This is a genomic window from Halorubrum trueperi, assembly GCF_042662525.1.
GTDB classification, from domain to species: Archaea; Halobacteriota; Halobacteria; order Halobacteriales; family Haloferacaceae; genus Halorubrum; species Halorubrum trueperi.
Genome location: NZ_JBHSXI010000001.1, coordinates 441,196 through 464,354 on the forward strand (window position 1 = coordinate 441,196; position 23,159 = coordinate 464,354).

At 65.9% G+C, this 23,159-nt stretch carries 38 protein-coding genes; 7 read left to right on the forward strand and 31 right to left on the reverse strand.

Going from position 1 to position 23,159, the window contains the following annotated elements:
• Positions 1-131: 131 nt before the first annotated feature.
• The 4 genes from ACFQEY_RS02215 to ACFQEY_RS02230 all read right to left on the reverse strand — a co-directional run bounded on the left by ACFQEY_RS02215 (position 132) and on the right by ACFQEY_RS02230 (position 2,959).
• Positions 132-779, reverse strand: a complete 648-nt coding sequence (locus ACFQEY_RS02215) for a 30S ribosomal protein S3ae (protein ID WP_379764364.1) — start codon at positions 777-779, stop codon at positions 132-134.
• Positions 776-1,171 carry a KEOPS complex subunit Pcc1 gene (locus ACFQEY_RS02220; protein WP_379764366.1) on the reverse strand — a complete coding sequence of 132 codons (396 nt, stop codon included), beginning with the start codon at positions 1,169-1,171 and terminating at the stop codon, positions 776-778. The genes ACFQEY_RS02215 and ACFQEY_RS02220 overlap by 4 nt, the downstream gene beginning before the upstream one ends.
• A complete protein-coding gene (locus tag ACFQEY_RS02225; protein WP_379764368.1) occupies positions 1,168-2,424 on the reverse strand; it encodes an exonuclease RecJ in 1,257 nt (418 codons plus the stop codon). The genes ACFQEY_RS02220 and ACFQEY_RS02225 overlap by 4 nt, the downstream gene beginning before the upstream one ends.
• A gap of 64 nt (positions 2,425-2,488) precedes the next feature.
• Positions 2,489-2,959, reverse strand: coding sequence for a 30S ribosomal protein S15 (locus ACFQEY_RS02230; RefSeq protein WP_379764370.1), 471 nt, complete (start codon positions 2,957-2,959; stop codon positions 2,489-2,491).
• Between the two features lie 556 nt (positions 2,960-3,515).
• Between ACFQEY_RS02230 and ACFQEY_RS02235 the strand changes: the two genes are divergently transcribed.
• The 4 genes from ACFQEY_RS02235 (at position 3,516) to ACFQEY_RS02250 (ending at position 7,690) form a co-directional block, all read left to right on the forward strand.
• Entirely contained in the window at positions 3,516-5,045 is a 1,530-nt protein-coding gene (locus ACFQEY_RS02235) for a Na+/H+ antiporter NhaC family protein (RefSeq protein WP_379765091.1), read from the forward strand.
• On the forward strand, positions 5,042-5,308 hold the full coding sequence (locus ACFQEY_RS02240) for a DUF7513 family protein (RefSeq protein ID WP_379764372.1): 267 nt from the start codon (positions 5,042-5,044) through the stop codon (positions 5,306-5,308). The genes ACFQEY_RS02235 and ACFQEY_RS02240 overlap by 4 nt, the downstream gene beginning before the upstream one ends.
• Before the next feature lie 454 nt (positions 5,309-5,762).
• A complete protein-coding gene (locus ACFQEY_RS02245) occupies positions 5,763-6,446 on the forward strand; it encodes a PHP domain-containing protein (RefSeq protein WP_379764374.1) in 684 nt (227 codons plus the stop codon).
• 5 nt (positions 6,447-6,451) lie between these two features.
• Positions 6,452-7,690 (forward strand): asparagine synthase C-terminal domain-containing protein, encoded by a 1,239-nt coding sequence (locus ACFQEY_RS02250; RefSeq protein ID WP_379764376.1) that lies wholly within the window; start codon positions 6,452-6,454, stop codon positions 7,688-7,690.
• A 341-nt stretch (positions 7,691-8,031) separates the two neighbouring features.
• Here the strand turns inward: ACFQEY_RS02250 and ACFQEY_RS02255 are convergent, their stop codons facing one another.
• Positions 8,032-8,850 (reverse strand): uracil-DNA glycosylase family protein, encoded by an 819-nt coding sequence (locus ACFQEY_RS02255; protein WP_379765093.1) that lies wholly within the window; start codon positions 8,848-8,850, stop codon positions 8,032-8,034.
• A gap of 339 nt (positions 8,851-9,189) precedes the next feature.
• Between ACFQEY_RS02255 and ACFQEY_RS02260 the strand changes: the two genes are divergently transcribed.
• Both ACFQEY_RS02260 and ACFQEY_RS02265 read left to right on the forward strand, forming a co-directional pair.
• Complete coding sequence (locus tag ACFQEY_RS02260) at positions 9,190-9,363, forward strand: hypothetical protein (protein ID WP_379764378.1); 174 nt, start codon at positions 9,190-9,192, stop codon at positions 9,361-9,363.
• A 652-nt stretch (positions 9,364-10,015) separates the two neighbouring features.
• Complete coding sequence (locus ACFQEY_RS02265) at positions 10,016-11,275, forward strand: tyrosine-type recombinase/integrase (protein ID WP_379764380.1); 1,260 nt, start codon at positions 10,016-10,018, stop codon at positions 11,273-11,275.
• A gap of 5 nt (positions 11,276-11,280) precedes the next feature.
• Here the strand turns inward: ACFQEY_RS02265 and ACFQEY_RS02270 are convergent, their stop codons facing one another.
• The 12 genes from ACFQEY_RS02270 to ACFQEY_RS02325 form a co-directional block, all read right to left on the reverse strand.
• Complete coding sequence (locus ACFQEY_RS02270; protein ID WP_379764382.1) at positions 11,281-11,436, reverse strand: hypothetical protein; 156 nt, start codon at positions 11,434-11,436, stop codon at positions 11,281-11,283.
• Complete coding sequence (locus tag ACFQEY_RS02275) at positions 11,433-11,771, reverse strand: hypothetical protein (protein ID WP_379764384.1); 339 nt, start codon at positions 11,769-11,771, stop codon at positions 11,433-11,435. The genes ACFQEY_RS02270 and ACFQEY_RS02275 overlap by 4 nt, the downstream gene beginning before the upstream one ends.
• Positions 11,772-11,856: 85 nt before the next feature.
• Entirely contained in the window at positions 11,857-13,098 is a 1,242-nt protein-coding gene (locus ACFQEY_RS02280) for a tyrosine-type recombinase/integrase (protein ID WP_379764386.1), read from the reverse strand.
• Positions 13,091-13,279 (reverse strand): hypothetical protein, encoded by a 189-nt coding sequence (locus ACFQEY_RS02285; RefSeq protein WP_379764388.1) that lies wholly within the window; start codon positions 13,277-13,279, stop codon positions 13,091-13,093. Before ACFQEY_RS02285 ends, ACFQEY_RS02280 begins: the two co-directional genes overlap by 8 nt.
• Entirely contained in the window at positions 13,276-14,010 is a 735-nt protein-coding gene (locus ACFQEY_RS02290; protein ID WP_379764390.1) for a hypothetical protein, read from the reverse strand. The genes ACFQEY_RS02285 and ACFQEY_RS02290 overlap by 4 nt, the downstream gene beginning before the upstream one ends.
• A 46-nt stretch (positions 14,011-14,056) precedes the next feature.
• Entirely contained in the window at positions 14,057-14,200 is a 144-nt protein-coding gene (locus tag ACFQEY_RS02295) for a hypothetical protein (protein WP_379764392.1), read from the reverse strand.
• Entirely contained in the window at positions 14,193-14,429 is a 237-nt protein-coding gene (locus ACFQEY_RS02300; protein WP_379764394.1) for a hypothetical protein, read from the reverse strand. The genes ACFQEY_RS02295 and ACFQEY_RS02300 overlap by 8 nt, the downstream gene beginning before the upstream one ends.
• The gene (locus tag ACFQEY_RS02305) at positions 14,426-15,085 is read right to left on the reverse strand and encodes a helix-hairpin-helix domain-containing protein (RefSeq protein WP_379764396.1); all 660 of its coding nucleotides are present in this window, start codon (positions 15,083-15,085) and stop codon (positions 14,426-14,428) included. Before ACFQEY_RS02305 ends, ACFQEY_RS02300 begins: the two co-directional genes overlap by 4 nt.
• A complete protein-coding gene (locus tag ACFQEY_RS02310) occupies positions 15,075-15,287 on the reverse strand; it encodes a hypothetical protein (protein WP_379764398.1) in 213 nt (70 codons plus the stop codon). The genes ACFQEY_RS02305 and ACFQEY_RS02310 overlap by 11 nt, the downstream gene beginning before the upstream one ends.
• Positions 15,277-16,041 carry a hypothetical protein gene (locus ACFQEY_RS02315; protein WP_379764400.1) on the reverse strand — a complete coding sequence of 255 codons (765 nt, stop codon included), beginning with the start codon at positions 16,039-16,041 and terminating at the stop codon, positions 15,277-15,279. Before ACFQEY_RS02315 ends, ACFQEY_RS02310 begins: the two co-directional genes overlap by 11 nt.
• Positions 16,041-16,268, reverse strand: a complete 228-nt coding sequence (locus ACFQEY_RS02320; RefSeq protein WP_379764402.1) for a hypothetical protein — start codon at positions 16,266-16,268, stop codon at positions 16,041-16,043. The genes ACFQEY_RS02315 and ACFQEY_RS02320 overlap by 1 nt, the downstream gene beginning before the upstream one ends.
• The gene (locus ACFQEY_RS02325; RefSeq protein ID WP_379764404.1) at positions 16,268-16,507 is read right to left on the reverse strand and encodes a hypothetical protein; all 240 of its coding nucleotides are present in this window, start codon (positions 16,505-16,507) and stop codon (positions 16,268-16,270) included. The genes ACFQEY_RS02320 and ACFQEY_RS02325 overlap by 1 nt, the downstream gene beginning before the upstream one ends.
• A gap of 238 nt (positions 16,508-16,745) precedes the next feature.
• Here ACFQEY_RS02325 and ACFQEY_RS02330 point away from each other — a divergent pair, with 238 nt between their 5' ends.
• Positions 16,746-17,003 (forward strand): PhiH1 repressor, encoded by a 258-nt coding sequence (locus ACFQEY_RS02330; RefSeq protein ID WP_379765095.1) that lies wholly within the window; start codon positions 16,746-16,748, stop codon positions 17,001-17,003.
• Between the two features lie 2 nt (positions 17,004-17,005).
• On the opposite strand, the gene ACFQEY_RS02335 is transcribed toward ACFQEY_RS02330, so the two are convergent.
• The 14 genes from ACFQEY_RS02335 to ACFQEY_RS02400 form a co-directional block, all read right to left on the reverse strand.
• Positions 17,006-17,209 carry a hypothetical protein gene (locus ACFQEY_RS02335; protein WP_379764406.1) on the reverse strand — a complete coding sequence of 68 codons (204 nt, stop codon included), beginning with the start codon at positions 17,207-17,209 and terminating at the stop codon, positions 17,006-17,008.
• Positions 17,210-17,458, reverse strand: a complete 249-nt coding sequence (locus ACFQEY_RS02340) for a hypothetical protein (protein WP_379764408.1) — start codon at positions 17,456-17,458, stop codon at positions 17,210-17,212. It abuts the gene before it with no gap.
• Between the two features lie 60 nt (positions 17,459-17,518).
• On the reverse strand, positions 17,519-18,004 hold the full coding sequence (locus ACFQEY_RS02345; protein ID WP_379764410.1) for a hypothetical protein: 486 nt from the start codon (positions 18,002-18,004) through the stop codon (positions 17,519-17,521).
• Between the two features lie 3 nt (positions 18,005-18,007).
• Entirely contained in the window at positions 18,008-18,559 is a 552-nt protein-coding gene (locus tag ACFQEY_RS02350; RefSeq protein ID WP_379764412.1) for a DUF7342 family protein, read from the reverse strand.
• Between the two features lie 67 nt (positions 18,560-18,626).
• Positions 18,627-19,682, reverse strand: coding sequence for a Cdc6/Cdc18 family protein (locus tag ACFQEY_RS02355; RefSeq protein WP_379764414.1), 1,056 nt, complete (start codon positions 19,680-19,682; stop codon positions 18,627-18,629).
• Between the two features lie 77 nt (positions 19,683-19,759).
• A complete protein-coding gene (locus ACFQEY_RS02360) occupies positions 19,760-20,005 on the reverse strand; it encodes a hypothetical protein (RefSeq protein WP_379764416.1) in 246 nt (81 codons plus the stop codon).
• On the reverse strand, positions 20,002-20,226 hold the full coding sequence (locus ACFQEY_RS02365) for a hypothetical protein (protein WP_379764418.1): 225 nt from the start codon (positions 20,224-20,226) through the stop codon (positions 20,002-20,004). The genes ACFQEY_RS02360 and ACFQEY_RS02365 overlap by 4 nt, the downstream gene beginning before the upstream one ends.
• Before the next feature lies 1 nt (position 20,227).
• Positions 20,228-20,899: a tyrosine-type recombinase/integrase gene (locus tag ACFQEY_RS02370; RefSeq protein WP_379764420.1), complete on the reverse strand. Its 672-nt coding sequence runs from the start codon at positions 20,897-20,899 to the stop codon at positions 20,228-20,230.
• Positions 20,896-21,195, reverse strand: a complete 300-nt coding sequence (locus tag ACFQEY_RS02375) for an SNF2/RAD54 family helicase (RefSeq protein ID WP_379764422.1) — start codon at positions 21,193-21,195, stop codon at positions 20,896-20,898. The genes ACFQEY_RS02370 and ACFQEY_RS02375 overlap by 4 nt, the downstream gene beginning before the upstream one ends.
• Entirely contained in the window at positions 21,188-21,577 is a 390-nt protein-coding gene (locus ACFQEY_RS02380) for a hypothetical protein (RefSeq protein ID WP_379764424.1), read from the reverse strand. Before ACFQEY_RS02380 ends, ACFQEY_RS02375 begins: the two co-directional genes overlap by 8 nt.
• The gene (locus ACFQEY_RS02385; protein ID WP_379764426.1) at positions 21,574-21,948 is read right to left on the reverse strand and encodes a hypothetical protein; all 375 of its coding nucleotides are present in this window, start codon (positions 21,946-21,948) and stop codon (positions 21,574-21,576) included. The genes ACFQEY_RS02380 and ACFQEY_RS02385 overlap by 4 nt, the downstream gene beginning before the upstream one ends.
• The gene (locus tag ACFQEY_RS02390; RefSeq protein ID WP_379764428.1) at positions 21,941-22,342 is read right to left on the reverse strand and encodes a hypothetical protein; all 402 of its coding nucleotides are present in this window, start codon (positions 22,340-22,342) and stop codon (positions 21,941-21,943) included. The genes ACFQEY_RS02385 and ACFQEY_RS02390 overlap by 8 nt, the downstream gene beginning before the upstream one ends.
• Positions 22,335-22,742: a hypothetical protein gene (locus tag ACFQEY_RS02395; RefSeq protein ID WP_379764430.1), complete on the reverse strand. Its 408-nt coding sequence runs from the start codon at positions 22,740-22,742 to the stop codon at positions 22,335-22,337. The genes ACFQEY_RS02390 and ACFQEY_RS02395 overlap by 8 nt, the downstream gene beginning before the upstream one ends.
• Positions 22,742-23,113 (reverse strand): hypothetical protein, encoded by a 372-nt coding sequence (locus tag ACFQEY_RS02400; protein ID WP_379764432.1) that lies wholly within the window; start codon positions 23,111-23,113, stop codon positions 22,742-22,744. Before ACFQEY_RS02400 ends, ACFQEY_RS02395 begins: the two co-directional genes overlap by 1 nt.
• Positions 23,114-23,159: the final 46 nt, after the last annotated feature.

Here is a 23,159-nt window from a genome sequence, read left to right on the forward strand (position 1 = left end):
GTGAACGCACGCCGCCGACTCGTTTTTAAACGTATCAACAATTCCGTCCGATCTCGTTCTCGACGGATCCCGACGGCACGGCCGCTAGGGGATTGATAAACGGGAAAACTGCGGATGTGCTCGATGACGCGTTACTCGTCGGCGTCGACGGCCACTTCGTCGGCATCGACGTCGACCGCGGTCTCCTCCTCGGCGGCGACCTCGGACGGGCGCGCTTCGAGGGTGAGCTTCTGGACTTCGACGCGGCGCAGCGGGTAGATCAGCTTCGCCTCGCCGTAGATGGCCGACGAGAGGTTCCCGTCGACGATCGCGTCGACGAACGACTCGAAGGTGCGATCCTCGGCCGCGGCGTTGACCTTGTCGATCATGACGCGGCGGATGGCCTTCTCCTGGGATCGGTCGGCCTTCTTCGTCGTCAGCGCGACGGGCTGGACGCGGATGCGGTAGTCGTCGGTCGTCAGCACCGTGATCGACGCCTCGACCTTCGAGGCACCGCGGCGGACGAGCGAGCGCAGGTAGTCCCGCGTGAGCTCGTACGTGATGAACTCGGTGTAGGCCGTGTCGCTGCCGACGTCGGTGATCTTGAACGTCAGCTTCGTGTTGTTCGCGCCGGAGTCGCCGGTGAGTTCACCGAGGGTCGTCGTGATCGTGCGACCGACGACCTGGTCCGGCTCCTCGGCGAGGGTCTCGCCGAGCTCCTGACGGTCGAACTGTTCGGGCGCTAACACGGTGTACCAGCGCTTCTGTTCTCTGCTCTTGGATACGGATCGTTCGCTCATGTGTTGGTGTTGGTATCGGCGTTGGTGTCGGAGGGCCGTCCTCCGCCGTCGGCCGGCGCGAGGTGTGCTCGCGCGCGGTCGACGAGTCGGTCCGCGACGTGCAGATTCACGACGTAGTCGTCCACCGTCGATCGGAGTCCGCCCGTCGTCCGCCGCTCGACGGCGCACTCGATCGCGTCGCCGTCGACGCGAATTGCCATCGACTCGGTGTTATCCGGGACGAGCGCGGCGGCGACGAGGCCGGCGTCGGCGTGGGTCGTCCGGACCGTCGCCGTCCGGGTCGTCCCGTCGTCGTGGCTTTCGTCGTCGGTGGTGCCGTCTTCGCGGCTTCCGCCGTCGGTGGTGCCGTCTTCGCGGCTTCCGCCGTCGGTCCGCGGCTCGTTCCCGATCATAGCGCCTCCCTGAGCGCGGCGAGCGCGCCCGCGAGATCGCCGTCGGTTCCGTCGTTCTCACTCCCGTCGGCGACGACGGCCAGTCCGCCGCGATCGGCTGTTCCCCAGCCGTCGGCGTCGAACTCGGCCGCGACCGTCCGACAGACGTCGCCGAGCCCGATCGGCTCGGTCGCGGCCGCGGCCAAGCGACCGGTCGACTCGTCCACCGCGACGGCGACCGGCTCGGGCGATCGGAAGTCCCGGACGAGCCGGGCGACCGACGGCAGGACGGCCGCGGCGGACGAGACGGACCCGACGGACGCGATCTCCGCGTCTGCGGCTTCCGCCGCGTCCACCGCACCCGCGACGTCGACGCGAGAGACGACGCAGCCGTCGTATCGGCCGATCGACGCGTCGTCGAGCGCCCGGTGCGCCGTCAGTCCGTGCGTCCGCCACGCGTCGAGCGCCGCCGTCCGAACGTCGCCGCTCGGGTTGCGGTCGAGCGCCACCGCGACCCCCGTTCCGGGGGCCTCGCGTGCGAGCGCGTCGAGCACGTCGGCGAGGCCGCCGACAGTCTCGAACGGACTGTCGGTCTCGTACGGGCGGAGCGCGCGCTCGACCGCGGACGCGGCCCGGGTGGACGCTCCCTCCGTGTCCGCGACGTCGACGGCGACCAGCGACGCGAGTTGCCGGTGCGCATCGTCGTCGAGGTCGGTCGGGAGCCCGAGCGCCGCGAGTGCGGCGCGCGCAGCCTCGGGGTCGCCGGAGTGCGGCGTCCGGACGAGCGTCGAGGCCGCGATGTCGTCCGCGAGGTCCGTGGTCGGGAGCGCGACGCCGGGACGTCGGCGGACGCGGCCAGACGCCTCCGCGGCGTCGAGCGCGTCGGCCGAGCCGTCCGTTCCGGGGATCGAGCCGGCCGCGACGACGCCCGCGAGGGCGACGATCGGGTCGGGATCGACGTCGAGCACGCGAGCGACGGCGAACGCGTCCGCGCTCGCCGGCCGGGAGGAACCCGGAATCGCGTGGGGTCCGCGGTCCGCTCCGACGGCCACCGCGATGCCGTCGTCGACGCCGTCGTCGACGTCGTCGGAGAAAGGATCGGGAGCGACGCGGACCTGAAACGGCGTGCCGACGGCTCGTAGCGCGCGGGCGAGTAGCCCAGCGGCTGCCAGCGCGTCGCCGTCGTCGGTCGCGACGAGCCGGACGAACGGCGCGTCGACGAGGACGTCGGCGAGGGCGTCGGGGGCGGGCGCGGCGGACGTCGCTTCGGTCATGATGGATTCGATCGGTTCTGCGTGTCGCGTCTGTTTCGGTTACTCGTGGTACGTCTCGGCGTCGCTACTCGTCGTCGAGCAGCTCGGCGGCGAGCTCGTAGGTGTACGTGAACTCCTCGTCGATCTCGTCGCCGCGGTAGTAGTTCGCGAGGCGGCGGATCTTCGACTCCGTGTTCTGGAGCGCGCGCTTGTTCTGGTGGTCCTGTCCGTTCTCCGCCATGTGTTCGCGGAGGCGGACGGCCTGGCTCATCAGGTTGCGGAGGTCCTCGGGATACTCCGACTTTGCGTCATTTTCCTCGAGAATCTCGGTGACCTTCTTGTCGGTCGCCAGCTTCACGTCGGGCACCGGGACGCCCTTGACGCCCTCGTCACGGAGTTTGAGTCCGATGACGCTGGGGTCGTGGCCCTGCTCCGCCAGTTCGACGACGCGAGACTCGATGTCCTCGGCGTCGACGTCGCTCCACTCCGGGTTCTCGTCCGTCGCCGGCTTGTCCGAACCGGACGAACCGCGACGGCGCGTGTGCATTCGTGCCATTGTTGTGAAATTGGAACGGCACAACCGCAAACGTGACCGCGACTCCGCGCGGCGCGGCTGCGGACGGCTCGCTGTTGCGAGCGGTCCCAGTGGCCAGTCCGCGCGAGCGGACGGTCCGGGCCGCGACGCCGGAGGCGTCGGTGCACTGCTACATTCCCAAGCCGTGGGCGAAAAGCCCCCGGCGCGTCGGATCTGCAGCTGTGCTGTTCCCGTTCGTCACGTCGCCGTCGGGGTTCTTAAGCGTGTTCTTGTGGATTTCGTGGAGGCGTCGAGGGAGGCTCCGACCGAGCCGCTCGACGGGATGGCCGACCGCGGAGGAGAGATCCGGCCGACCGTGGACACGAGGGTTTACGTGGATCGTCGGCCACCGGGTGCGTAGGAGAGAGACATGACTGACACACCCGACGGCGACCCGATCGAGACGCTCGGCGACGAATCACCGGAGGGGGGCGGTCCGCCGACCTCGGACGGAGACAATCCGCCGATCTCGGACGGAAACAATCCGCCGATCTCGGACGGCGGCAAACCGGCGGCCCCGGACGGCGGCGACCCTGGTATGGCCGGCGATCCCGGCGCGTCAGGCGACTTCGGCGGCGGTTCGGATTCGACGAGCGACCCGCGCATCACGTTCTACGGCGGGAAGTGGGCGAGCACGGTGCCGATCGCCTTCTTCATCGTCTGGGCGATCTTCCAGAGCGGCGTCCTCGGCATCGGCGACACGAACGGACTCGTCATCGGTGCGCTGCTCGGGACGATTCTCGGGATGTTCCTCGTTCGCGGTGACTGGAAGGCGTACGCGAACACCATCTTCGAGGGGATGACGCAGCGCGTCGCGGCGACGGCGATCGTCGCCTGGTTGTGGGCCGGCATGTTCGCGGAGACGCTGCAGGTCGGCGGGTTCGTCGAGGGACTCATCTACGCCGCCGACGCGCTGAACGTCGGCGCGGCGACGTTCCCGGCGGCCGCGTTCGTCCTCTGCGGACTGCTCGCGACCGGGATCGGAACGGGGTACGGTGCCACCGTCGCGTTCGTGACCCTCTTTTTCCCCGCGGGAGTCCTGATCGGCGCGAACCCGGTGCTGCTGTTCGCGGCGATCCTCTCGGGGGCCGTCTTCGGCGATAACCTCGCGCCCGTGAGCGACACGACGATCGTGAGCGCGGTCACGCAGGACGCGGACATCGGCGGCGTCGTCGCCTCGCGGTTCAAGTACGCGATCATCGCCGCGGTGCCCGCGTTCGTCGCCTACCTGATCATGGGGTCGGTGCTGTCGGGCGCGAGCCTCGAAGGGTCGGCGGCGCTCCGCGAGTCGGCGACCGCGCTCGGCCTGGTTCACCTGATCTCGATGGGCGTCGTCATCGCGACGGCCGTCGCGGGACGACACATCGTCGAGGCAATCTCGTGGGGGCTGATCGTCGCGGTCGCGTTCAATCTCGCGTTCGGGCTCTCGTCGGTGAGCGACATCCTCGCGTTCACCGTGACGGAGTCCGGGACCTTCACCTCGCTCCCGTTCGTCGTGGTCGGTGAGACCGCGGGCGTCGGCGGGAGCCTCTACGCCGGCGCGATCGGCTTCTTCCCGCTCATCGTGTTGACCCTGCTGATCGTGTCGATGGCGCAGATCATGATCCGAGGGGGCGGATTCCAGGCGATACAGGAGTTCCTGCTCGACTCCGTCGCGACGAACGTCCGCCGGGCCGAGCTGACGATGGTCCTCGGCACGGCGACGATCAACGGGATGATCACGATCAACACCGCCGCGGAGATAGCGATCGCCCCGTACATCGCGCGCATCGGCGAGAAGTTCAACATCAACGGGTACCGACGGGCGAACATCCTCGACGCGAACACGTCGGCGCTCGGGTACATCTTCCCGTGGGCAGGCGGCGTCCTCGTCGGCTACCAGGTGATGGTCGGACCCAACGGGCTCGGCGCGGAGTACGGCCCGGAGATGGTCGTCAACCCGATCGACGTCGTGCCCTACGTCTTCCACGGATGGTTCCTCGTGATCGTCTTCCTGCTCGCCGCGATAACCGGGTTCGGACGGGAGTACATTCCCGACCGGCCCTCTGAGGAGGTGTCGCGCGCATGAGCCGCTTCGAGAAGTTCCTCGCCGGCTGGTCGTTCCGCGGGTCGACGCCAGACTACGACCCGGGCGACGTGATCGAGGTGATGGTCACCGGCGACGAGGGCGGCGAGACGGTCGCCCGGATCGGGAACTCCACGCTCCGGATCGAGGGCGCGCCGGCGGACGCCCTGAACACTCGCGTGCTGGTCGCGGTCGAGACGTGGGACGAGACGGCCCACGCCGGCACCGGAAGCTACCGCGAAACGGTGGGCGAGAGCTCCTTCTGACCGATCGGCGAGCGCGCGTCATCGAATTTTTTGGCGGGACAAGTTCGCCTCAGTTATAAGTCGTTGCCGACGCGGTGAACATCTCCAACGCCCCAGTCGCCGGCGGCAAAGCCGCCGGCTGTTCGAGAGACCGAAGGCCTCTCGCTACTCGCGTCGCGTGTCTTCATCCCTCCGGGAGACTGCGTCACCCGTGCCCCCGCTCGCTGCGCTCGCGGGACCGCACCCGCACCTCACGCCTCCCCGACTCCCGCGAGAATCGAAGATTCACTGGCAGCCGGCGCGCAGCGCTGGCGACCTCGACGGGCCGGCTCGCGCCCGATGGGCGCTCGCGGGCGCGCGCCACCGTTTTTGGTCTTTTAACGATCGCGTCGCCGGTGGCAGACCCGCGCACGGGGGCCGGGCCGGCCTACCGCGGACCGGGGCGCTTTTTAAGACGACCGTCGAATGTGGAGGCGTGCTATCGGTCGAGCTGCACGCGCACTCCGAACTGTCCTACGACGGGCGCGATCCTATCGAACTCCTGCTCGAACAGGCGGCGGGGGTCGGGCTGGACGCGCTCGCCGTCACGGACCACGACGAAATCGACGCCAGCATCGAGGCGGCCGAGCTGGCCCCCGAGTACGGGCTCGTCGGCATCGTCGGTATGGAGGTGACGAGCGCGGTTGGCCACGTGCTCGCGTTCGGTATCGACGAGCGCGTCGAGAGCGGGCTCCCCTTCGACGAGACGCTCGACCGGATCCACGACCGAGGCGGGATCGCCGTCGTCCCCCATCCCTTCCAGAAATCCAGACACGGCGTCGCCGCCCACATCACCGACGATCAGCTTGCGAGCGCCGACGCCCTTGAGGTGTACAACTCGCGGCTCTTTACGGGTCGGTCGAACCGACAGGCCGAGAAGTTCGCGATCCGCAACCGCCTACCGATGACCGCCGGCAGTGACGCTCACATCTCCGAGATGGTCGGACAGGCGGTGACGGAGGTCGGCGCGGACGACCGCTCGGCCGACGCGATCCTCGAGGGCATCGCCGACGGCCGGACCAGCGTCGTCGGGAAACGAACCCCGTGGCGGGTCTCGCTCCGTCAGTTCGGCGGCGGCGCGAAGCGGCGAGCGCTCCGCGCGATCCGGTCGCTGCGCTGATATCGATGGCGTCTCACTCACCAGGTGTCCTGCGCGGCGCGCCTCCCGACCGCGTCCGCGACGCCATCAGCGCCGACGATCCCCTCCCCGGTGGCTGCGGCTTCGCGGGACTCCTCGCCGATCCTCCCGACCGCGAGGGGCCGGTCCTCGTCCGCGACGTCCTCGGCCGCGAGCCGCTGTTCGTCGAGCGGGGCTCGGCGGATCCGAGGACCGGAGGCGATCCGACCGATCCCGCCGCGTGGAGCTTCGACCGGCGAGTACTCGCCGATCCCGAACCCGTCCCGGCCGGATGTGTCGCGTCGGGCGACGGGGTCGAGCGCGTCTGGTCGCTCCCCGACGGCGGACCGGTCGAGCCGGAGACCGGGCAGGCCGCGGTCGACGACGCGCTCGCGGGCGCGCTCGCTGACCTCGCGAGAAACGTCGACTCGAACGTGCCCGGCAGCGACGGAGCGAGTGCGTCCGACAGCGACGGCCTGGCGATCGCGTTCTCCGGCGGCGTCGACTCCGGGGTCGTCGCCGCCGCGGTGCCGGACGCGCCCACGTACGTCGCCGGATTCGAGGGGTGTCACGACGTCGCGGCCGCGCGCGACGCCGCCGAAGCGATGGGTCGGTTTCGGGCGTCGGAGACGAATCGAACGCCCGACCTCCGCGTCGTCGAGATCACCCACGACGACCTCGTCCGGGCCGTCCGCGAGGTCGCCCGCGCAACGGGACGTCGGAATCCGATGGACGTCGCAATCGCGGTCCCGCTGTACCTCGCGGCGGAGGCGGCCGCGGCGGACGGTATGGAGCGCCTCGCGGTCGGACAGGGCGCAGACGAGCTGTTCGGCGGCTACAGCAAGGTCGTCGAGCCGGCCGACGACCACCGAGTCGACGCCGACACCGTGCGCGGGGCCCGGACGGAGACGGTGCGAACGCTGCCGGACCAACTCGAACGCGACGTCCTCGCCCTCCGCGCGGCGGGCGTGGAGCCCGTCGCGCCGTTGCTCGACGATCGGGTCGTCGCGGCTGCGCTCGCGCTCCCGGGCGGACTGCTGGCGACCGGCGGCGAGCGGAAGGTCGCGCTCCGGCGAGCCGCTGCGGAGTACGTTCCGGACTCCGTTCGGACCGCAGATAAGAAGGCGGTCCAGTACGGCACGTACGTCTCGCGGGAACTCGACCGCCTCGCGCGGCGGGCCGGGTTCAAGCGACGCATGGACGACCACGTCGGACAGTACCTCGACGCGTTGCTCGGCGGCGAGTGAGCGGGCCACCGAGTGAGCGGACCAACGGCTCACGGTGAGAGAACAGTTCGAAAACGGCCCGTGAGGGCCGGTGCTGACCAAGCCGCCGTATGGAGTACCAGTCCTACGGCCGACGCCCGATCGGTCGGGCGTCTAGTGACGGGTAGCGCGCTGCGATATAAAATTCAGGGAGTAGCGACAAATATGACTACGGAGTGCCCTGAACAAATGACGTTCGAGGAGTAATCCGACGTATCGAGCACGAACGATCCGATCCGGTGGGCGGAGGGGCGGCGGAAGTTCACATGTATCCGACCGGTCGAGCGGCGAGTTCCGACCGCGGAGGTCGAGCGGCGGGCAGATCACCTGACGAGGTAGGGGTCGCTGCCGGCGACGAACCGTCCCAGATCGCTCTCGCGTCGGTAGTCCGTGGACCTGAGCGTCCGGAGCGACGCGACGAGGTGGTCAGCATCGTCGGCGTCCCACTCGGCGGGGTCTTTGATCGGGAGGACGAGCCACCCGGAACCGAGAATCTCCTCGCCGTGGAGGGCATCCATGTCGACATCGGTCTTCCACGCCCGGGCGGTGTACTGCTCGAGGACGTGCTCGGTCGCCCGCGCACCGACCGGGAGGAGCACGTGAGCGGCGATCGCGCGGAGCTCGGCGTCGAAGAACCGCTCCATGTCGGCGTATGACTCCTCGGTGGGAGTACCGTCGGGCACGCACATGTGGAGGTACGAGAAGTACGTGCGATCCGTTCGAATCGGATCAGTCGCGTCCGCGTCGGCCGCTTCCGTCTCAGCCGATCCTCCGTCGACCGCTTCCGCCTCAGCCGATCCTCCGTCGGCCGCTTCCGCCTCGGCCGATCCTCCGTCGGCCGCTTCCGCCTCGGCCGATCCTCTGTTGGCCGCTTCCGCCTCGGCCGATCCTCCGTCGGCCGCTTCCGCCTCAGTTGCATCTGTGCCGGGTGTCGCGGAGGCGACCGAGGACACGTCTCTCGCAAACCCGGCGATCAGTCCGCCGTCGGACAGCGCCGACAGGAACGTCGTCGACCACGATTTTTCGGTAAAGGGGACGCCGGATTCGATCCCTCCGTGGACCCCGGGGTGGTCGCCGACGAGGTGGAAGTCGGCGTTGGCGTCGCCGTAGCCTGGAACGAACGACTGACAGTCCGGGCGCATTCCGAACGGATTGCGCGTCCGGTCAGTAACGTTCTGCACGGGCCACCGTACGCGGCGGATCCGATATATCCCGTTCGGTCCGCGTCCGTGGACTCGTCACTCGAGTGCGAGCGCCGAAAACGAACGGGATGCGAGGCGCACGAGGCGCGAAGGATTTGCATAACTTACAGAAACGAACCGGGTTCGCACCACTTGAGATATCCCGTCATCTGTTTCTCACTCAATATATTTCAGGAACGTTAATCAATGACCGAAAAACGCATGACTGCGGCGGGGTATCCGTCGCGGACCGCACACAAGATATATATATACCCCGCTGCTCCGGTCGGGCGAAGACCAATGTTCGACCGCATCCGTTCAGCGGCCCTGTTCGGGCTGCATCAGGCGACAGTCGCAGTCGGGATCTCGCTGTTCCCGGTGGCCGTCTTCGCCCGCAACCGGCTCGGTATCAATGTCCCCATCGGCCGGCTCGTCGAGACCACGGGCCAGGTGTACGAAAAGACCGAAAAATAGAGCCCTTCCGCACCTGCCTCGAAATTCCGATTCTGGTGAATTTCCCAGTAAGAGACACGTCCAAACGCGTCCGCGTTCAGTGCAGCAACAGAAGCGTGAGAGAGTACGGGAGTGGGTATTGCAGGCCGCCGCCGGCGACGTAGTATTTAAATGATTAAGCGCAGCAGCGACGACTGCTTATAAATGAACGTGGCGGTGGCGTCGCCGGCGCTCCGCGCCTCGCTGCCGCGAGGGCGACCGGAGGGAGCCCTCGTAGCGAGCAGTGAAACCGCGAGCTCGTCGCGGCTGGGGCTTTGTAAGTGTTCACCGCGCCAGCAAAAATATATAAACAGCCGCCGGCAACACCACTCGTTCACCTATAAATGCCCACTCCAACACACTGAGATCCCTACTCCCGCTATCCATCACGGCTGTTCCCGTACTGGTCGCAGGCACATCTAGGCGTGTCATCTGCCGTAGCTTTCGACGAGTCCTATTCGACAGGAGCGGCGAGGATGAGGCGACAGAACCGCTGTCGTTTCGCTCGATCCGCTCGCTCCACTCCCTGATTCAAACTCTCCCGCGGCTCTTCGGTTTAACGTTGTTCCGTCAGAAGAGCCGGAGGAGGGCTATCAACCAGAGGTTTAACATCCCACATATAAACAGGGGTAGTATGGCTGCGAAGATCGCCGTCGACACGCTCCGCGAGAAGCTCCAGGCCGGCGAGCGCGGTGGAAGCGATGCCGATCGAGACCTCTTGCTCGCGTTCAGCGACGAACTGAAGCTCCGTCGCGAAGAGTACGGCTGGCACCGACACGAGAAGCTCCTCCGACACAACACACGGGCGAGTGAGCACGCCGACGTCGAGCTCGTCGAGTCGATCCTCCCCGAGCGCGACGACGAGGACTTCGACGCCGCCAAGGACGCCGCGAAGGTCGTCGTCCGCTGGATCCACGACACCTACGACATCGAGGAGGGGAGCCAGGAGACGAACCGGGACTACCGCGTCGCCTTCCGGATGCTCGCCAAACACACCACTCGTAGCGAGGAGATCCCCGACACGCACGACTGGATCTCCACGCAGACGACGCGTGACTACCAGCCCGAGCCCGACGAGGCCGACATGCTCGACTGGGACACGCACGTCCGCCCGATGATCGACGCCTGTCACAACGCTCGTGACAAGGCGCTTATCGCGCTCCAGTTCGAGGGTGGGTTCCGCGGCGGCGAGCTCTATGACCTCACGCTCGACCAGATTAGTGACTCTGAGCACTCCGTCAAAGTCCGCGTCGACGGGAAGCGTGGCGAACACGACGTCCACCTCATCCGGTCGATCCCGTGGGTCTCTCGCTGGCAGGCCGAGCACCCTGGCGAGGGTGACGACTACACCTGGAGTCACCTCAACAAACCGAAGCGTGTCAGCTACCAGCTCTTCTTGAAGATCTTCAAGGAGGCTGCCCGACGCGCCGACGTCGAGTTCCCGGTGACGCCGACGAACTTCCGGAAGTCGAACGCCTACTGGCTCTCCCAGCAGGACAAGTCCCAGGCGTTCATCGAGGACCGCCAGGGTCGCGCCCGCGGGTCGCCCGTCATCTCCCGCTACGTCGCGAAGTTCTCCGGGGAGACGCAGGAGGCGAAGTTTGCAGCCATGCACGGTATCGACGTCGACCTCGAGGAAGATGACGATGTCCGCGCCCCGATCGTCTGCCATCGGTGTGACCGTGAAACGCCCGCCGATAACGATCTCTGCATGTGGTGCGGGACCGCTCTCGACGCCGAGACCGCGGCCCGCGTCGACGAGCTCGACGACGAGATGGTCGAGGACGCGGTCGCCGCTGCTCGCGACGACCTGGACGTCGAGGCCGAGGACGTCATCGCCGCTCGCGACCGGCTTCGTGAGGACCCCATCCTCAGCCAGCTGCTGCTGGACTGACATCGTCACCGCACCCCTGCCTTTTCGAGTGCGTTCTGAAACCGGTCAGCGCACTGCGCGTCGGAGTCCGCGAGCCGCTCGAAGAGCTCGACAGCCTCGTCATCTTCGCGGAGTTTCTCAACGGGGTCCTCGATGGTGTCGTCTGATGTTGTTAAGCTCATGAGGTAACTTCCTCCAGATTCGCAGCGTCGATTCGGGAGCGGTAGCTCGTCCCGAACTGTGCGTCGACGACGGCCGCGACGGCCACGCCGTGGATGTTCGTGACGTGGTCAGCGTCGAGCCCGTAACACGTTGTCAGCGTCTGCTCGCGGCGGAACACGACGAGATCTGACCGGGCGTCGAATCGCGCCTCGTCGTGTTTCGGGACGGGTGCCTCGGGCGGGATCTCGACGCGGAGCCCGCGTTGCCACGCTGTCGCGACGCCAGCGCCGCCAGTCGCGCGGATGCGGAACTGTTCGGCTGCGTGCTCGGCGGTGTACCGCGTCTGCTGGCTCACAGCAACACCTCGCTGGCGATCAGCACGCCGAGCATGATCCCGAGCCCGAGGGTGAACCACCGGAGCGCGAATCGGATGGACCAGTTCATTGGCGATCACCGTAGACCCCGAACTGGTAGATGCCCTCCAGATAGGGCTCTTTGACCTGCGACTCCCAGTCGTTCCACGACAGATGGCGGTAGTTGTCTCCCCGAGCTGTCGACCGGTCAGGGGCGTCCCCGCGGATATATGCGATCACCGTCTCCGGCATCGAGCCGTCGTGTACGCCCTGGTTGTGCCGATGGTTGTGGGTGAAGTAATGGCGGAAGTAGTGCGCTGTGACCTTCTCAGCCGTACTCGCACCGGGCTCCCACCAGCCGTAGTCCTGGAGGATGCCGGGGCTGCTCCCGCTGGCCGTGAGCATCGCACTTGTGCTGGCACTCGTCAGCCGGTGGTGCCCGCGAAGCGAGGGCATCGCGAACAGCGGCGACACTGTCTCGTCGATGGTCGGTCGCCGTGTGAGCAGGTACTCGACGAGCGCCATCTTGAGCTCGGCGTCGAGAGGGACGATCGTCCCGCCGGCGCGCTGCCGCTTCGAGCCTGACTCGCGGACCTCCCCGCGAATCTCTGTCCCGGCCTGGAAGCCCGGGTCGAGAAACACTGTGTCCGGACGCCCGGAGACCTCGGGAAGCAGCTCGACATCCTCGCGCTCGGCGATCGCGTGGTAGACCGGGTGGTCGAGGTTGAGACAGCACAGATCGACGTTGAGCGCCTCACCCATTCGCGCCCCGCTTTTGAGCAGAAACAGCACGAGTGTGCGCGGGAGCGGGTCGTCGATCCACGCGACAAAGTCGGCCATCTCCTCGAACTCGATCCGCGGTCGGTCGGGCGGAGACGCGCGGAACTCCGATTCCGAGAGGTTGTTGAGCGCCTGTTTGGCTGGGTTGCTCGATACGACTCCGACATCGTCAGCCAGCCAGGCGTAGAACGTGCTCAACCGGCGGATCTGTTCGTGTCGGGTCTGGTCGCTGATATCGATCGGTGCGGGCTCATCCGAGTTCGCCCGGGTCCGCGTTCGGTAGTACTCCGCACGCTTGAGGTGGCGGTTGAACGCGATGACGTGCGAGTCGTCGATGTTACAGAGGTGCTCGCCGTGCTCATCGCGAAGGACGGCCTGGAACTCGACGAGAATCGCCTCCATGTTGGCGACGTACCTGGCCTCGCGGCCGTACCGCTCTAGCCGATCGATGTAGGTCCCGATCGGGTCACGCTTGATCTCCAGCTCGTCAGCCGACGTCGACGTATCCATCCCGAGGAGCTCCTCGTCACTCCAGGCGGCCTCACTCATCGCCGATCACCAGCCTGTCGAGCTCCGCCTCGTTGATCTCACCGGCGTCGTAGATCGTGATGCCTGCTCGGAGGCGGCGTCGGAGCCACTCCGAGCGCGAGGATGCACCCGACTCGTCGACGCGCTGCTCGATCTCTTCGACTTCGGCGTCAGTGATGCCGCTGATGTTGAGGTCAGTCACGGCGCTACCTCCGCCAGGTCGATCCCCGACACGAGGACGTCGTGAATCGCGATCAGCATCTCCCGCGGCCAGCAGTGTCCAGTCCCGAGTGCATCGTCCGCGTCGAGTAGCCCCTCGACGAGGTTCGTCAACTCGGCCTTCGATAGCTGGTCGACGTACTGGCCGACCGACGTCCAATGCTCCTCGTCGTAGCCCGTCAGCAGCTCCTCGAGCTCGCAGTCAGCCCGCTCGACAAGCGCGAGCGTGACGGCTCGTTTCCACGCTGCCGACACCCCGATACGTCGACTATCTGCTGACTGTCGGATGTCGTACTCGTCGTCGAGGTCACCGACTGCGTCGCTAATCTCGCTGACGAGATCGGGCTTGAACAGGTACTTGCCGCGCGTCTGGGTTCCCCCGTCGACAGCGCCGTCGACGCGCTCGAACACCCAGCTGGTGACGTTGGCGTCGCCCCACTTCGAGAGCTCAACCTCGTCGAGGAAGCCGCCGGGCGTAACGTCGACGTTGCGACAGCCGAGCGTGCGCCCGACGTCGCCGATGTCGACGTCCTCGCGACCGCTCTCATTGACGATCTGCTTGGCTGTGGCGATCTTCCGGTCGTCGACGTACGTTGCGACCCACTCGGTGAGCAGCTCGCGTGACGCCTCTGACGAGGAGTCGTGCCGCTTCTCGTCCGGGTCGGTCGGGGCCGACTTCCGGCTGTTCAATTCGAGGACTTGTTGGGGTGTCACACCGCCGTCGGTGCGTGAGGTGCCGTCTCCGTATTCCGCACGCTCATCACCACGCATCGTCGATCACCCTGTACCAGTGCATAGATCCCTTCCCGTCGTTTCCACAGTCGGGACAGTTGTCTCCGAGATCTCGAGTTCGGACCGCGAAGAAAACGCGGTCACAGTCCTTGCAGGCAACGAGGTCACGCATCGTCGACCTCCACAGGATCGGCCTTCCGAGAGCACGATTTACAGTCGCGTCCGTCCTTCCACGTGTCGCCTTCCTCAACGGGAGTCGTTTCGTTCATATTCCCGTGACGGTACTTCCCGCACAGCGAGCGATCCGTCTCCTCGCTGTAGATGTGGAACAGTTCGCTCCGGACCGTGAGCGGCGCACCGGCCCAAAACAGACCGTGCTCAGTCTCTCCGCCGTCTGTCACGCGGTCTCACCTCGTTGGTACTTCCGCCAGGTGTCGTCGCCCTCGGGCTTGGCGTCCTGCTGTTCCTGCTGTCCTCGGAGCGTCGCGATCGACGACGTCGACGCTCGGCCGATGGCCCCGACCGACTCGACCCGCCACTCGGGAGCGTTCGGCTGTGCGCTCAGGTGTTTGACCGGTGGATCCTCGAGCCGGATCTCCTCACCACCCAGCACGAGATCACATTCTCGCCGGCTCGTTCCAGAGATCCCATCAGCGATCCGCAGCCGACGCGTCCGCCACGTCTCGCCCGTCGCGCCGTCCCACTCGATCGCGTCTTCCGCGTCGATGACGTACCACGGACATGCATAACCGTCGCGCTCGGCCATCGTGAGGTTCAGCTTCTCGCCGAGTGTCGCCTCCAGGACGACCGCTCGAGAATCGACGAGTGGATCGGGATCGACGCCGCCGACGGCCTCGGCGATCTCCTGGAGCGTGTCGGCTCGTGTCTCGGAGACGTACGGTACGTCCGTGAGCATCTCCTCATCGGCGTTGAGGATGTCCGCTACAGTCTCGAGGCCGTGGTTCTCGAGGCGTCGGGCGGTGCTCGTGCCAAGCCCGTCGGCGTGCTCGGCGAGCGTGACGACTTCGGTCGTCGTGGTGAGCTCGTCACTCGGCATCGTCACCGCCCCACCGAAGCAGCAGCTGTCCACACCGACCGCAGTACACGAGCTCGTCACCTGAGACGTCGCTCGTTCCGGCCTGGAGGTCGAGTGCGTCACACCGGTCGTGACGACTCGCCGCTTCGAGTCTCGCTCGCTGGATCACTCGCTCGCGATGAGTGTCCGGGGATGCGGGCGTGGTCGGTGCACTATTCGCCATCGTCGTCACCTCCGTCGGTCGCGGCGACCTCTGCCCGGTCCTTTTCGTCCTCGGTCAGCGTCGTCTGCTCGCTCGACTCTTCGTCACCAAGGTCGATCTCGAGGAACGGCAACACCTCTTCGCGAACCCACAGAGCGAACCCCTCTTCAAGGAGTCCGTTGCTGTAGTTCGCGACGTACCCGCTCTCGTAGATGACACCGTCGACGAACGCGTCGTTCCACATGTACTCGAAGCCGAGCCCAATCGTCCCGTCACGCGCCGACTCGATGTCGGCCGCGTCGTGGTAATCGATGCTCGTCTTCTCCTTGCCGCCGCCGTAGTCCCGCGAGTGTGAGACGTTCCAGGCATCGGCGGTCTCCGTCTGCTCGCGGATGTACTCGGCGAACGCGTCGACGTCGATCCGGGTTTCCTTCACGTTGACGCCAGTCTGAGCAGCGACGCGCTTCACGAACCACTCGCCCTTCGAAACGGACGAGACACCGATGAACCCCGGGTCGGTGGAGACGTCCGCGTAGAAGTCGATAGCTCGCGGGACGAGTGATTTCGGCCGGCTCGTCGATATCTCCCTTTCGTCGACGGCGACATCCTCGTTCTGCTCTTCGATGAGGTCCGCGGCCGTCCCGAAGTACACGGTGTGGCCGTCGAGGTAGGTCTGTCCCTCGGCGTCGACGGCCGGGTACTCGCCATCGAGCTTGGACGAGATCTCGGGATCGCGCGCCTCCTCGTGCGTGAGGAACAGCGTTGCGTCGTGCATCAGGCGTCACCTCCAACACCCTCGTCCCACGGAATCTCGACCATGTGTAACTCCGATCGAACTGCGAGTGCCTCGTCGAGTTGATGGAGGCTTCTGAGCGCTGCGATCGCGTGTTCGCGCTCGGCCTCGTTGAGGTCGGCGAGTCGGAGCTCGTGCAGCCCGGGCGTACTCTCATCCGCGCCCTGCAGGGCGTTCCGGACGATCGCGTGGGCGTCGTCAACGGACATCACCGGACCTCCGTCACGTCAACCGGGTACTTCGCCGCGACCCACGCGTTGCCGCCCGCGTCGATCTGGAAGCTGCCGAACAGCTCGTACTCCCGTGGCGGCTTGCCGCCGACATGTGGTGTTGGTGCTGGAATATGCTCGGCGTCTACCGCTGGCTCGTCACTGTCGAGTATCTCTGCGTCAGTGCTGCTGTCGCCATTGGGGCTATTACTAAGGCCCCTGTCTTCTGATCTGGTCATGGGTCTCTGTCAAATCCCCTCGTGAGAGGGGCTCCATGGGACCCGGCCCGTCGTGCGTCAACACGGCGGGGTTTTCCCGCGAAGGCCAGGTCAACTAGGTGTTATACCTCCCCTTACAAATAACTTGCTGGCAATTAGTCAGTGTATGATTGCATTACACAAGTGTTTAAGTACTAGTCGCCATTATCTTCTGATAATCGGTGGCCATATGCCAGTAGCAACCAACTCCGCGGACAAGATGCGCGAAGAGGCGGACTGGATGGTTCCATCGGACGATACCATCCTTGAACTTGTCCGTGAACACGGGAACCTCACCCCCACTGCGATTGAGGACCTCGGTGGTCCATCTGCTGGTCACGCGAGGAACCGGTGTCCAAAGCTTGCTGAGTATGGACTTTTGGTACGCATCTCCCGGGGTCTGTACAATATCACCCCTGAAGGACGCGCCTACCTCGATGAGGAGCTCGACGCCGCCGAGCTCGAGCCGGTCGAGTAGGCTCACGCCCCGACCACCTCGCTCACCGTGAGTTCGCGACCGGTTTTCTTGTCGATGATGGTCTCGTAGGTCACGCTGCCGGGGATCGTGCGCATCGGACAGCTGACACACGCGATCGTGTCGCCCCAGACCTCGAAGTTGGTGTGTCCCCGGGGGCACCGGTACCGCCACTTGTTGGTACCGGACCGATCGATCTCGACGGCCATCTACGCCACCCGGAGCTGCGGAGCGGCCTTCTTGATCGCGGGGCCGAGCCAGGGCGGCGTCGACACCGGCGGGGCGGGCGTCCGCTCTGCCAGCTCGCCCGTCTCGTCGAAGAGCAGCGCCCACCGGTCGCCGTCGCGGTCGACCTCCACGATCGTCTGCTCGCCTCGGCTGTCGACCACGATCTCGATGTCGCCGTCGAAGCCGAGTTCGTCCATGTTGACTGTCGTTCGGGTTGCCGTGAGTGGCATACCTGCAGCGAGGGCTGGATACACGGTAAAAGGGGGCCGTACTTCCGGGGTGATCGACTGCTACTCAGAGTATCGTTTGATCAGCACATCGATGAGCCGGTCGTCAACGACATCCCAGAGGATACCGACCGGGTTCCCATGGTCGAACGTGATGCTTCGGTAGTCGTACTCGGCATCGGCACCAGCTCGCTCTTGATAATGCGTGAGCCCGTCGACGTGGTCGTTGGTATGGCGGTGCCACCCACAGTCGAAGCCAGTGTCGTCCCAGTAATGCAGCTGAAACCAGTCCTGTTCTCCTGATTCTTGAGGCCACCAATTGACTGTGAGATGTGCCTCTGAACACGGAATTACGCCCTCGGCGAAGACGTCGACGGTGACGTCGGCGCGAATTTCCTGGGCTATCCCAGAATTCGATTCACTCCAATGGACGTTCTCGATCCCGGGAATCTTATGCAGGTTGTTGTAGAGGCTTGTGTGGGCGAATTCTCGCTGCCGTCCGATGGAATACTCGAACGGATTGCCGTTTGGTGAGGGCGGCCCGTTCATTCGTTACGCGTGCGACGCTTGTCTATCACGTGTGAACTCGTCGTAGCGCTCAAGCGCTTCTTCATCGACGTCGAGTTGACGTCGCACGCTTTCCCATTCGGAGGCGGCGATGCGGTACTCCTTGACCTCGTCGCTACTCACATCCTCGTGTGCAGCGAGTGCCCGGAGTTCATCCGGCGATTCAACGCCGTAGTCCTCGGCGATACCCTCCACCTTCTCTTTGAGCTGCTCAACGCTATCGAGGATCTCGTCCTTCGAATGACGCTCTATCGCCGCCGACACAGCCCGGTAGCGGAGGTACGCCGCGTCGGGCTGGTACTTCGTCACACTACGAGCTGACGTTGAGGTCGTTATCCCGAGGTCGACGAGGAGGCCGAGGTGTTCACGCGTCGTCTGCTCGGACACATGCGCCTCATCGGCGATCCAGCCCGCGGTCTGGGGCTCGCCGAGCGAGAGGACAACCTCGATCACACGCTCAATTGCCTTTGATTCCTCCTTCCATCGTTCAATCCCTCGTGCACCGTCGTCACGTGCTTCGTGATCTGTGGTTCCCATATTATGAGCTCCTCTGACTAGTTATCTAGTTTGGACTGTTAATTATCTTGTGCCTAAGCACAGATAATCAGACTCGCCGGGGAATTCGAACAGTACGGTCGGCGTGAAGGCCGGAATCAACTGGCGTGTACAACCACCGATGGTCGAGGCGCTCCCGTTCAATGAGGTCGTACGCCCGGAGTTTGTCGAGCTTGTTGCGCCGGTCGCGACGACTGATCGGCATCCGCTCGCGGTTCGCGTACACCTGCTCTTCGACCTCTTCGTACCGGGCGTGAAGCTGACGGCCAGTCACCTCTCCAGCCTCCCGAATCAACTCGTAGAGCACCAGGTGGTGGAACGGGAGCGACGTGAGGTTCGCCTCGCGGATCCGGGAGCGGGCGCGTTCGTAGGCGTCGTCGACGTCGTCGTCGTGAATGCGACCGTGCTCACGCTCGACGGCGCTCTCGGCGGCCGCCCGCAGCGTCTGGATACCCTCGCGGGCGACGCCGGCGACGTCGTCGGCGATCGTCTCCAGCTGCGAGCTTGTCACCACGCCGTCGACGAGCCCGACGCGCGCCCGGTCGCGGAGGATGTCCGCGAGCTCGTCGACGCCGAACCGATCGAGTTCGATCCGTCCGCCGTGGAGGTACTGTCGGACTCGTGGTTCGGAGCGTGCTAGCCAGTCATCTGGCTCGTGGCAGATCACGACGACCTCCACGCCTGGAACGCTGGTCAGCTGGCCGACTGCATCGGTCCCGGAGACGTCGTCGGCCTCGTCGAGAAGGATCAGTAGCTCATCACCAGCCAGCGTCTCGCGCAAACGTTCGGGGAGCTCGTCGTTCGGTGCGTTGTTGGCGACCGTTCCGCCAGCGCCGCGGATGGCCTCGCGGAACAACTCACCCGTGGTGGTTCCAAGCGCTTGGATCCACGTCCACTGCGTGCCGAACTCGCGACCGAACTCGTCAAGGACAGTCCGACCCAGAACTGTCTTCCCGACGCCACTCGGGCCTGCCAGCAGCGCGCCCTGATTGTGGTCGGAGCAAGCGCGGTGGAGGAGCCGGATCAGCTCTTGGACCTGCGCTTCGCGATGACGCAGTGCAGGTGGAGGCGTCTCGTCGTGGAAGACCTCTGGACGACGTATCATGCTGTTGACTCCTGACGCGAACGGGGCTAATAAAGCGGAGCCTCGTTTCCGGGGTGGAACTGAAAGTAGAAGAGCGCCTACCGCACGAACCGCTCCTCGTAGTACCGACTCGCCACCCCTCGCTGTGGACAGTCGCGGTCATGCGGCAGGTTGTCGATCGTTGTCTTGTGTCCCTCAGGCCCGTCGATGCGAACGCGCGCACCGCACTCCGAACACTGCAGATACTTCGGCTCCGAAATCGCGAGCCCGTCGACGGACGGCGGGCTGCCCGACGGCACGATCTCGAAATGCGTCTTGGGCTCGGAGAACGAGCGGAGACTCATGGCCCCTCGAATCCATCGACGAGCGTCACGGCCGTCACGGGCTCGCCGTCGACGTGGAGCTCGCGCAGCTGCTCGGTGCCGACGTGGCGCATCTCGCCGTCCGTCTCTTCGCGCTCGACGAGGAGCGCTCTCCAGGGCGCGTGCGGGGAGCGTTGAAAGTCGAGTTCGCGACGGACGCCGTCAGCGCCGATAAACTCGATCGTCGGGAGCTCACTCGACATATCAGTTCGCCTCCCGGAGCGCACGGGCCGTCATCTCGCCGTCGACGGCGATGTAGTTCTTCGCGGTCGCCAAATCGCTCCACCCGAACATGGACTGGAGCGGCCCGGAGTCGAGTCCGCGACCGGCGTGGTATGAGGCAGCCGTACCCCGAAGCCCGTGGAGACTCGTGTCGTCCTTCTCGAGGCGGTCGGCTCTGTCGAGTGCCGTTTCGAGCCGTCGCTGGAGTGTCGAGAACGAGTACGGCCAGCCGCCGTGGGTGTCGATCAGCCACTCGATCGCGACGGAGATGCGCTGGGACCACCCGAACGGGACGTCACGCACCGCGGCGTCAGTCTTCGGGTTCCAGTAGCTCTCGATGACATCGTCGAACTCCTTTGTGTCGTCGTGCTTGAGCTGCTGGTTCGCCGCCTGGCGGCAGTAGCCGCACGGCGATCCATCTCTCCCCTTCGTACATGAGTCGTGGTTCGGGATCGACAGCATCTCCCGACGCCGGTTGATCCACGACGCGTCGAGGTGCGTGACTTCACCAGGGCGGAGCCCGAGCCGACCACCGATGAGCAGCATCGCCCGCGTCTCCATCGCCTGCTCGGCGTCTTCGATACGCATCGCACCGATGAGCAACCGCTCGAACTGACGCTCCGTCAGCGCCTTCTCTCGCGTCTGCTGTCTCATGAGCGATCACCGTCTTCGCCCCGCAGCGACCACCGTGGATCGCTCGTCAGCGTCTCGACCGTGGAGACGACGTCCGCGCCGAAGTCCGGCGTCCGTGGGTGGCTGTTGCCGGTCATCGCCGTGGCCTCAACGTAGTCGTCTTGGACCTCGTCGATGATGACGTCGAACCGCGGGTGCGGCTCCCAGAGCGGCACGTCGTGCGGTGCGGGGACGTCCTCGGGGTCAGCACGGGACTCGTCGCACCGCCACGTCTGGCCGGCCTCGACGACGCCGGCGCGCTCAACGAGACTAGGCATCGTCGCTCTCCTGGTCATCGACGGCGTGCTCGTGGTCGTAGAACGCAGCGTTGAGATACGGCACCTCGTCGCCAAGATCGACCTGCTCGCCGACGTCGTAGTCGGTGAGGTCTGGTGCCCAGCCGATCTCCTGGCACCACGACGCGATCGCGTACTTCGCGACCGCTTCCTCGTCGCCATCCCACGCGCCGTCGTAGCGCTTGCCCTCGAGGAGCAACCCGACGAGGTAGTCGATCGGGTTGTTCGAGTTGAGCAGCTCGCCGTCGACGGCGAGGCGGATCGAACTCCGCTCGGGACTCGACGCTGGAATGTCGTCGTCTTCCTCGGCCTGCCGCAACTGCTCCGGGAGCGACGAAGCGTGCCCCATATCGTCGTCCGTCATTGCTCGAACACCACCGTCCGACCGTCGGCCGTCGCGATGCGCGGCGCCGCAGCGAGGTGTTGCCCGAGGCCGTCGTCGATCGCGGAGCGGTCGACCCACCCCGGGATCGGGACGGCACCGCGAGCGTAGTCCACGCGCCGCATGTGCTTACAGCGGACGCCCCGGTGGAGCGCGTCCGGGCAGTCGCACGTCTCCGCGATCGCGTCGATCGTGTAGGTGCCTCTGGGCGTGACGACGAGGAACTCCTCGTCGCGGAGGTCGCTGTCGAGCGCGTTATCGAGGACGCTCATCGACTCGGTGAGCGCCTTCGCGGCGCGCTCGTCGAACGTTCCCGGGCCCGTGGCCGCGTCGCCGTCGTCGGCCTTAGACATCCCGCACCTCGGAGTCGTTCCACGCGTTCTCGACCGGCACCACGGCGAGGCGTCCCTCAGGGAACGCGTAGTCGTTCAGATCTGCGAGCTCGTCGAGACTGTCGAGTGAGAGGTCGTTCACGTAGTAGCACTCGAACGCGGCGTCGTCGACCGTGACCGGCAGCCACGGGTGCGGTCCGTACGTCGCGAGGTCGAAGTTCTCCTGCTCGTAGTACTCGCCGAGCGTGTCGGCGACCTTCGAGCGGACGAACAGGAGCTGGCGCGTGACGATGTCGATCGCGAGGCTGCCCGCGACCGGTTCGGTGCGGACGTCGTCGAGTGCACTCTCGACGCGGCCCTCGTAGGAGAGCTCGGGATCCTGGAAGTCCGAATCGATCGCGCCCTGCTCAGACATCGGCCGGCACCTCCTCGTTCTCCTCGCTCTCCCCGAGGACCGGATCGAAGTGGTCGATAATCCCCTCGATGTCGTAGCCGTCCGGGGCTGCCTCCAGCGCTTCTTGGACGTCGTCGTAGTCCGCTGGGTCGAACGTCTCGGAGACCGGCTCGTGAGACTCACGCGCTTCCTCGATCGCGTCGACCAGCTGCTGGAGTGCGTCGGCGTCGAGTTCGACGACCGTCTCCGTCCCGTCGCCTGCGACCTTGAGCTGCAGGTGCGTCTCGCCGCTGCCGAGCGGGCGCTGCTCGGGTGCAGCAACGTACAGCGACGCGTCGCCCGAGGCGGCCATGGTGGTTCGGCCGTCGACGATCTCGGCATCTGCGCGGACCGGGATCGACGGGAGACGTGTCGAGAACATCAGTTGCTCACCTCCTCACCACGGGTGACGCGCCGGACGGTCACGATCTCGCCGCGCTCCAGGTCGGCGCCCTCGCAGGCGACGATCGTGTCGAGCTCTTCCAGCCGGATGCCGCCCTCCCAGCGATTCAGCTTGTGCGCGAGGACGCGGTCGGTCGCGTTCTCCCAGTCGCCCTCAACGCGAACCATCGGCGTCTCGAGCTCGGCGCCGATGCGCTCGTCTGTGACCGTGCGAACGCCGACGTCAACGACGTCGACGGGACGCTGGCGGTCGCCGAAGACGACGCGGTCGCCCACGCGGAGCTCGCGCAGGTCGTCGATCCGTTCTGTGCTATCAGTACCGTTTTGGGGTGTCGGATTCGTGGTTGACATGCTGTCGATAGTGGACAGCACCGGTCGGGTGTCCTACCACCCGGCC